Here is a 6,890-nt window from a genome sequence, read left to right as displayed (position 1 = left end):
CCACCCCCCCCCCCCCGGGGCCCCCCCCCCCCCCCCCGACCCCCCCCCCCCCCCCCCCCCCCACGCCCCCCCCCCCCCCCCCCCCCCCCCCCGGGGGGGGGGGGGGGGGGGTCGCCCCCCCCCCCCCCCCCCCCCCCCCCCCGCTCCTACAGTCAAGGGATTTTGCGTGCGGCGTGCCGCGACGCGATCAGGCCACCGCTTCCTCGCGCACACGCACCTTGCGCGGGCGGCTGGGCCATGCGTGGCGCAGGATGCGCCAGATGACCTGGCCGAACTGGCGGGGCAGGGTGCCGGTGTTGTAGTGCTGGCCGTAACGCGTGCAGATCTCCTTCACTTCCACGGCGATCTCGGCATAACGGTTCGCCGGCAGGTCGGGGTAGAAGTGATGCTCGATCTGGTGGCTGAGGTCACCCGACAGCATGTCGATGAGCTTGCCGCCACGGATGTTGGAAGAGCCGCGCAGCTGGCGCAGGTACCAGTGGCCGCGCGATTCGTTGCGGATCACTTCCTTCGGGAACACTTCCGCATCGGCGGTGAAGTGGCCACAGAAGATGATGGTGTAGGTCCACACGTTACGCAGGCCGTTGGCCACCAGGTTGCCCAGCAGCACCGGCAGGAAGAACGGGCCGGCCAGCAGCGGGAACACGATGTAATCCTTCAGCAGCTGCTTGCCCATCTTGCGGCCCACCGGGCGGAAGTTGCGGCGCAGCTCGGCGAACTTCATCTTGCCCGCGAACAGGCGGCCCACGCGCAGGTCCTGGATCGCCACGCCCCACTGGAACAGCAGCGCGAACACCACGGCGATCACCGGCTGCATCAGATAGAACGGAAGCCAGCGCTGCTCGGGGAAGATGCGCAGCAGGCCGTAGCCGATGTCATCGTCCAGGCCGCGCACGTTGGTGTAGGTGTGGTGCTGGAAGTTGTGCGTCTTCCGCCAGTTGGCCGAGGTGGCGACGATATCCCACTCGTAGGTCTTGCCGTTGAGCTTGGGGTCGTTCATCCAGTCGAACTGGCCGTGGATCACGTTATGGCCAAGCTCCATGTTTTCCAGGATCTTGGACAAGCCCAGCAGCAGCGTGCCGGCGATCCACGCGGGAATCAGCGTGGCGGGGACGAACGCGCCGAGGAACAGCAGCGCGCGGCCGGCGACACCGGTCCAACGCACGCGAGCGACCACGCGGCGGATATAGCGGGCATCACGCGGGCCGATATCGGCCTGGACCTTCGCGCGGATCGCGTCGAGTTCATCGCCGAAGGCCTGCAGGTCGGCGGCGGAGAGGGGGCGGTTGCGGGTACGGCTCATGCGTGGCCTCAAAGATCCAGGATCAGGTCGGTGCCCGGCGCGTTGACGCACAGGCGAACCTGTGACGACGGTTCGCTGGTGAGGTCACCGGTAAGAATGTGGCGGGTGGTGCCGGACTGGCGTCCGCACGAACAGGTGTTGCAGATGCCCATGCGGCAGCCGCTCGGCGGGCGCACCCCGTGCGCCTCCAGGCCGGCAAGCAGCGACTGGCCACGCGACAGTGTCAGCGTGCGGCCGCTGCGGGCGAGGTGGACTTCGACCTCGCCCGTGTTCTCGCTCGCATCGCTCGGCGGCAAGCTGAAGGCCTCCGCATCGAAGCTGGCGACCTGGCCGCTGAGGCGGGCGCGGGCGGCTTCCACGAAGCCACCCGGGCCGCAGGCGAGCACGCGGCGCTGGTCGAGCGAGCCGATGCCGTCGAACGAGGTGGCGTCCACGCGTGCATCGGAAGCTTCACCTTCACGCGTGGCGAGAAAATGCACGTGCAGGCGCGGATGCGCCGCGGCCAGCTCCATCAGTTCATCGACGAAGCAGAACTCATCGCGCTGGCGTGCCCAGTAGTACAGATCCACCACGACCGGCATGTTGCGCGCGGCAAGTTCGCGGAGCAGGGCGCGCATCGGGGTGATGCCACTCCCGGCCGCGAGGAGCAGCAGGCTCTCGTGGTCGGCGGTGACGGTCATGTCGCCAAAGGCCGGATCCAAAGTGACCACATCGCCGATCGGCGCCTCGTGGGCCAGGTACTGGCTCACCAGGCCACTGGTGATCGCCTTCACGGTGATCGCCAGGGCGCCGTCCTGCATGGGCGTAGGGCTGTAGCTACGAATCAGCCGGCGCCCGCCCACCGTCACGCCGATGTTGACGTGCTGGCCGGCGCGCATGCCCTTCCAGTGCCCGTTGGGGCGCAGGACCAGGGTCACCGCGTCACGGCTGGCGGCCGTGCGCGACACCAGGCGGGCCAGGGGCTGCTCCAGGGTCCAGAGCGGGTTGACCCGGGTGGCCCAGAAATCGAACAGGGCCGGCGAGACCGCGCGACGGGCCAGGCGCAGGGGCCAGCGGGGTTGGGTAGCAGGGAGGGCATTCATGGGATCACACTATACGCACGCATATACGTCCGTGTATACACTTGTATATTACAGGTCGATGTATGATCCAGCCTTAGCCAGCGGCCCAGCCTCCCATGACGTCCATCAGCCTTACCTCGATCACTGACGTCCCCGCCGACGTGCCGCACGCCCGGAAGGCCGCTATCTCGCGTGACGACCTGCTGGCCGCCACCCTGAAGCTGATCGGCCCGAACCGCAGCCTCTCCACGGTGAGCCTGCGTGAGGTGGCCCGCGAGGCCGGGATCGCCCCGAACAGCTTCTATCGCCAGTTCCGCGACATGAACGAGCTGTCGATCGCCCTGATTGACCTGGCCGGCAGCTCGCTGCGCACCATCATCGGCCAGGCCCGTGAGCGGGCGACGTCCACCGAGCGCAGCGTGATCCGGGTATCGGTCGAGACGTTCATGGAGCAGCTGCGCGCCGACGACAAGCTGTTGCACGTGCTCCTGCGCGAAGGCGCGGTGGGCTCGGATGACTTCAAGCACGCGGTGGAGCGGGAGCTCACCTATTTCGAGGATGAGCTGCGGGTCGACCTGATTCGCCTCGCGGCGGCCGATCGCTCCACGCTGTACGAGCCGGCCCTGGTGGCCAAGGCCATCACCCGCCTGGTGTTCGCCATGGGCGCCTTCGCCATGGATCAGCCGCCCGAGCGCGACCCGGCCCTGATCGAGCAGATCTCGCAGATGCTGCGCATGATCATCACCGGCTCCCACGCGCTGAACCGCGCGCTACCCACGGCCTGATCGAAATCCCTGTAGGAGCGCGCTCGCGCGCGATGGGTGCTCGGCACGCCCGATCGCGCGCAAGCGCGCTCCTACAGGTGGTTTTATAGCCATCGGGCGGTGGCGCTGGGTCAGGCCAGCGTGGTGAGTTCCACTGGGATCACGGCATCGCCGCTGATCACCTGGGCCTGGCCGTCCTGCATCATGAATTGCAGTTGCATGGTGCGCTCGGTGAGCGCGGCCAGCGCCTCGACCGTGGCCGGGGATACGTCGATCACCGAGACGTTCTTGGTGCGCGCCACGGCCGATGACATCTTCTTCCACCACGGTTCAACGGCGCGGCCGTTGTAGGTGTAGACGATGACCCGGTTGGCGCGACCGGCGGCGCGGCGGATCCGCTGCTCATCCGGCTGGCCCAGCTCGATCCACAGGTCCACCTCACCGGTGAGCTCCTTACGCCACAGGTCCGGCTCGTCTTCCGAGCTCAGGCCCTTGCCGAACACCAGGGCCTCATCGGCGTTCAGGGCGAAGGCCAGCACGCGCACCATCATCCGCTCATCGGTCTCCGACGGGTGCTGGGCGATGGTCAGGGCATGGCCCTGGTAGTAGTGCCGGTCCATGTCGCTGACCTGCAGGTCGGCCTTGAAGACCGTGGATTTGAGAGCCATGGGGGCGTGTCTACCGGGAAGTTAGCCGCCAAGCCTACACGACATAGGCCACCCCTGTAGGAGCGCGCTTGCGCGCGATGGGTGCTTGTCGGCAGCCCCATCGCGCGCGAGCGCGCTCCTACAGGGCGGCAGGGAAGCGATCCATACAATGTCTCTACGGGCCGCGGGCCTACTATCGCGGGGTCAACCCAAGGGGCCCCACCATGAGCTATCCACCCGCACCACGTCGCAATGCCGTGGCCAACGCCATTTATGGCCTGCTCAACCCGATTCCGTTCGGTTTCTTCGTCGCCGCACTCATCTTCGACGTCCTCTATGCGAAGAGCGGCACCATCCTGTGGGCGAAAAGCGCGGCCTGGCTGGTCTCCATCGGCCTGGTCTTCGCCATCATCCCGCGGCTGGTGAACCTGACCCAGGTCTGGATCACCTCGCGCCGGATCAGCACAGGCGCCGACCATGTCGACTTCTGGCTGAATTTCGTGGCGATCATCGCGGCGATCTTTAATGCCTTCGTCCATAGCCGCGATGCCTACGCGATCATCCCGGGCGGGGTATGGCTTTCCGCCCTCACTGTGGCGCTGATCGCCATCGGCCACATCATCATCGCCGTGCGCTACTCCACGGACCGGGAGTGGATCCATGGATAAGAACCTTTATCGCAGTGCGCTGGCCATGGCCTGCGTGGCGCTGCTGGGCGCCTGCAGCGAAAAGGCCTCGCTGGATGCTTCCCAGCAGTCGGGCGCCGACCCGACCATGCCCAAGGCGCAGCGCTTCCTCGTACCGCCCATGCAGGTACCGGACTTTGCCGGCTGGCAGAACGGCGCGATGCCCACGGTTGCGCCGGGCCTGAAGATCGAGAAGATCGCAGGCGACCTCAAGCATCCCCGCCAGTTGCTCACGCTGCCCAATGGCGATGTGCTCGTGGTCGAATCGAATGGCCCGGGCGAAGAAGCCCTGACCACGCCCAAGCAACTGATCGCCGGCATGGTGAAGAACCAGTCGGGCAAGGGTGCCAAGGGCGGCAATCGCATCACGCTGCTGCGCAAGGGCAGCGGTAACGGGGAGTGGGAGAAGCACACCTTCATCGAAAACCTGCACTCGCCGTTCGGCGTGCAGCTCATCGGCAACACGCTTTACGTAGCCAATACCGATGAGATCGTGACCTTCCCGTACCAGGACGGCGAGACGGAAATCAAAGCGCCCCCAACGCCATTCACTGACCTGCCTTCTACCGTGCAGCATCACTGGACCAAGGCACTCCAGGCGAACCCGGATGGCACCAAGCTCTACGTGGGCGTGGGTTCGAACAGCAACATCACCGAGAACGGCCTGGAGGTGGAATACCGCCGCGCCAACGTCCTCGAGGTGGACGTTGCATCGCGCAGCAGCCGTATCTATGCCTCGGGCATCCGCAACCCGACGGGCCTGGCGTGGGATCCCACGACGAACAAGCTGTGGGCGATCGCCAACGAGCGCGATGAGATCGGTGCCGACCTTGTCCCGGATTACATGACTTCGGTGACCGAGGGCGCGTTCTACGGCTGGCCTTACAGCTACTACGGCCAGAACGTCGATACACGCGTCATGCCGCAGCGGCCCGATATGGTCGCCAAGGCGATCAAGCCTGACTACGCCCTGGGCTCCCACGTGGCCGCGCTGGGCCTTTTGCTCACGCAGAAGAATGCGCTGCCGGCGAAGTACCAGAACGGCGCCTTCGTCGGCGAACACGGTAGCTGGGATCGTTCGCCGCTCAGTGGTTATGCCGTCGTGTTCGTAGCGTTCCAGGATGGCAAGCCTGTTGGCAAGCCGGAAACGCTGGTCAGCGGTTTTTATTCCAAGGATGAGAAGCAGCTGTTCGGCGCGCCGGTAGGCGTGGTGCTGGACAAGGACGGCGCGTTGCTTATTGCCGATGACGTGGGTAACACCGTGTGGCGGGTGACCGCGGCACAATAACCTCTGCGGCGTTCGCCGGCCCTGGCGTTCCATGCCCGCCAGAGCCGGCGAAGCCAACGCATCGCGGGCCGCTCAGGCGGCCACTCGCGCAACCTCGGCCGACGGCACGTCGTCGCCGAGCGCGCGCATGGGCTCCGGCACGTGTTGCAGGTGGCGTACCGGTGCGAAGAAGGCACTAACCCCTGTGCACAGCGTTTCGCGTAACGTCTCGCGCGCGCGGAACGCCGAGCGGTGCTTGCTCGGTACGAGCTGGATGTCGCGCACCGGCTCGGTCGCACTGACTTCGTACATGCCATCGGCCCCGGTGGTGCCGCCGGCTTCTTCCCAGAAGCCATCGTAGGATGCCTTCACGCGACGGGTGTTGCCGAAGACATGCGACTGATTGCCCGGTCCACGCACCCGGGTGATACCGGCGGCGGTCGCCACGGAACGCACCGCGGAGAGCAGCAGGTCCTTCGGCCGGAGGCCGTGGCATGCTCGTGTGACGTCACGAACGAGGCCGAGACCATCGTGCGAACGCGGGCCCTGTATGCACCCCACCAGTACTTCGTCGCGCGCGGGGCATAACGTAATCGTCATCGAGAACACCGCGGTGTCAGCCCACACGAGCCCGAGCACCAGCTCGCCCTCAAGGCAACGGAGGATCGGCGCGGCGACAGTGACCTGCACGCGCTCGCCGTCCTTGCCCGCGGCATCGCCGGCCACCCGCGTCTCCCCACGACATACGCGCAGCAGATCGTCGGCTGGCAGAAGACGTGGCATCAGGCCGTAGTGATCGATCAGGCGTACAAGGCGTTCGCGCTTGCCGAACTGGCGACTGACCCACCGATGCTGCCAGCGTTCGAACAGATGCCCGTCACGCAGTGTCGCCTCGCGCATGGCCGTTGTATTCAGTTGGGCCAGCCAGCGCCGGTGCAGTCGCGGAGCCATCGCGGTGCGAAGGAGATAGCGTGCGGCGCGTAAGCGGGGGTGGTTGTGCCAGTCATTACGTGGGTGCAGCGAATCGAACAGCGAGCGAACAAAGCGCATGGCGATTGAACTGGAAAAGTGGAACGACGGCCATGCGGGCACACGCCTCCCGACGATTGTTCGAGACAACGTCCAAAGGGTGGGGCAGGGGGAGTGAAAACGCGTGCTGCTG

At 66.4% G+C, this 6,890-nt stretch carries 7 protein-coding genes; 3 read left to right on the top strand and 4 right to left on the bottom strand.

Annotation, left to right across the window (positions count from 1 at the left end; translation table 11 throughout):
* Positions 1-187 precede the first annotated feature (187 nt).
* Positions 188-1,303 (bottom strand): fatty acid desaturase family protein, encoded by a 1,116-nt coding sequence (locus ABIE56_RS12155; protein WP_429244065.1) that lies wholly within the window; start codon positions 1,301-1,303, stop codon positions 188-190.
* A gap of 8 nt (positions 1,304-1,311) precedes the next feature.
* Positions 1,312-2,385, bottom strand: coding sequence for a ferredoxin reductase (locus tag ABIE56_RS12150; RefSeq protein ID WP_429244064.1), 1,074 nt, complete (start codon positions 2,383-2,385; stop codon positions 1,312-1,314).
* Positions 2,386-2,480: 95 nt separating this feature from the next.
* Here ABIE56_RS12150 and fabR point away from each other — a divergent pair, with 95 nt between their 5' ends.
* Positions 2,481-3,149 carry an HTH-type transcriptional repressor FabR gene (gene fabR / locus ABIE56_RS12145; RefSeq protein ID WP_429244063.1) on the top strand — a complete coding sequence of 223 codons (669 nt, stop codon included), beginning with the start codon at positions 2,481-2,483 and terminating at the stop codon, positions 3,147-3,149.
* A gap of 110 nt (positions 3,150-3,259) precedes the next feature.
* Here fabR and ABIE56_RS12140 read toward each other — a convergent pair whose 3' ends face one another.
* On the bottom strand, positions 3,260-3,796 hold the full coding sequence (locus tag ABIE56_RS12140) for a YaeQ family protein (protein WP_429244062.1): 537 nt from the start codon (positions 3,794-3,796) through the stop codon (positions 3,260-3,262).
* A 203-nt stretch (positions 3,797-3,999) separates the two neighbouring features.
* On the opposite strand from ABIE56_RS12140, the gene ABIE56_RS12135 reads away from it, so the two are divergent.
* Together ABIE56_RS12135 and ABIE56_RS12130 are read left to right on the top strand one after the other, a co-directional pair.
* Positions 4,000-4,443, top strand: a complete 444-nt coding sequence (locus tag ABIE56_RS12135) for a DUF2231 domain-containing protein (protein WP_429244061.1) — start codon at positions 4,000-4,002, stop codon at positions 4,441-4,443.
* On the top strand, positions 4,436-5,749 hold the full coding sequence (locus ABIE56_RS12130) for a PQQ-dependent sugar dehydrogenase (RefSeq protein ID WP_429244060.1): 1,314 nt from the start codon (positions 4,436-4,438) through the stop codon (positions 5,747-5,749). The genes ABIE56_RS12135 and ABIE56_RS12130 overlap by 8 nt, the downstream gene beginning before the upstream one ends.
* 72 nt (positions 5,750-5,821) lie before the next feature.
* Here the strand turns inward: ABIE56_RS12130 and ABIE56_RS12125 are convergent, their stop codons facing one another.
* The gene (locus tag ABIE56_RS12125; RefSeq protein WP_429244059.1) at positions 5,822-6,820 is read right to left on the bottom strand and encodes a DUF535 family protein; all 999 of its coding nucleotides are present in this window, start codon (positions 6,818-6,820) and stop codon (positions 5,822-5,824) included.
* Between the last annotated feature and the right edge of the window lie 70 nt (positions 6,821-6,890).

The sequence above is a fragment of the Luteibacter sp. 621 genome (assembly GCF_050435445.1).
In the GTDB taxonomy this organism is placed as follows: Bacteria; Pseudomonadota; Gammaproteobacteria; order Xanthomonadales; family Rhodanobacteraceae; genus Luteibacter.
This window is presented reverse-complemented; position numbering and strand designations above follow the sequence as displayed.